The sequence below is a fragment of the Devosia sp. genome, from assembly GCF_017307565.1.
Lineage (GTDB): Bacteria > Pseudomonadota > Alphaproteobacteria > Rhizobiales > Devosiaceae > Devosia.
Genome location: NZ_JAFKHD010000381.1, coordinates 1 through 1,349, shown reverse-complemented (window position 1 = coordinate 1,349; position 1,349 = coordinate 1). Strand labels below are relative to the sequence as shown.

The window sequence follows — 1,349 nt, the reverse complement described above, 5'->3', positions numbered from 1 at the left end:
AGCTGATCACCCGCTCGGCCAGCCAGCGCCCGTCCACGCGCCGCCAGACCTGGATGAAGCGGGCCTCGCCCACCCAGCGCTCCACACCGTCCTTGCCGCGCTCGTGGAAGCGGTGGTCGCCGATTTCCAGCGCCCGCTCATCGTGCAGCGGGAATACCTGCAGCGAGGGCTCCACCAGCTCGCGGCGCAGGTGCCAGCCGCCCTTGCGTGCGTTGTCGCACATGCTGGCCACGCTGCGGCGGAAGTCTTCGCGACTGCTGGCCGACTTGCCGTCCTTGTCATGGAAGAACTCCATGTCTTCGGTGGTCATCGCGGCGGCCTTGTCGGCGTCGCAGGCCTCGAAGGCCACCGCAAAGAGCTGGGTGTCGGCCTGGCGGATCTGTTCGCGCAGGTCATCGGTGGAGGGCGGTGCGGCGGCGAGGCCGGCGGCCAGCAGGGGCAGGGTGAGCAGCAACATGGCGAAACTCCCGGGGATGGTCCGCGCAGGCTGGCATGCCGGTGACCACGGCGGTACGGCGCTGCGACGAAACCGGGAAGGCGCGGTGCGAAGGCGGGAAATACCGGCGCGGTGCCCGATGACGGCGTGTGCAGGCGATGTCATGAGCGGGCGCGTTTCCCTCACGGTCGCGATAGGGCCCGGTCACTAGGCTGCAATCCTCCCCTTCCACAGGAGCTCCCATGCCTGCTTCCCGCGTCCGCCTGCATGTTGAAGACAGTGGTGGTGACGGCCGCCCGGTGATCCTGATCCACGGCTGGCCGCTGTCTGCCGATGCCTGGAAGACGCAGGTGTCGATCCTGCGTGATGCCCAGTACCGGGTGATCAGCTACGACCGGCGCGGCTTCGGCCGCTCCGACAAGCCGGCCGAGGGCTTTGACTACGACACGCTGGCGGCGGATCTGGCGGGGGTGATCGAGGAGCGTGATCTGCGCGATGTCACCCTGGTCGGCTTCTCGATGGGCGGCGGCGAGGTGGCGCGCTACGTCGCCAACCATGGGCAGGAGCGCCTGCACAGCGTGGTATTTGCCGCGGCGGTGCCGCCGTACCTGCTGCGCAGCGACGACAACCCGGATGGCCCGCTGACGCAGGACAAGGCCGATGAAATGCGCAGTGGCCTGGAGAAGGACCGCGAGGCATTCTTCGACGGCTTCACCCGCGACTTCTTCAGTGCCAATGGCAAGCTGATGGTCACCGAGGAAGAGCGCCAGGCGGCGATCGCGCTGTGCCATCAGTCCGACCAGGCGGCGGCGCTGGGCTGCATGCACGCGTTCGCGACTACCGATTTCCGCGCCGACCTGAAGAAGATCACCGTGCCGACGCTGATCCTGCATGGTGACAGCGACGCCATCGT

2 protein-coding genes are annotated in these 1,349 nt (G+C 68.0%); one reads left to right on the top strand and one right to left on the bottom strand.

Annotated features, from left to right (window positions below; translation table 11 throughout):
• Positions 1-457, bottom strand: a 457-nt coding sequence (locus J0I64_RS15500) for a nuclear transport factor 2 family protein (RefSeq protein WP_291409852.1), incomplete at its 3' end; no start/stop codon positions are given.
• Positions 458-678: 221 nt separating this feature from the next.
• Between J0I64_RS15500 and J0I64_RS15495 the strand changes: the two genes are divergently transcribed.
• On the top strand, positions 679-1,349 hold a 671-nt coding region (locus tag J0I64_RS15495; protein WP_291409850.1), incomplete at its 3' end, for an alpha/beta hydrolase.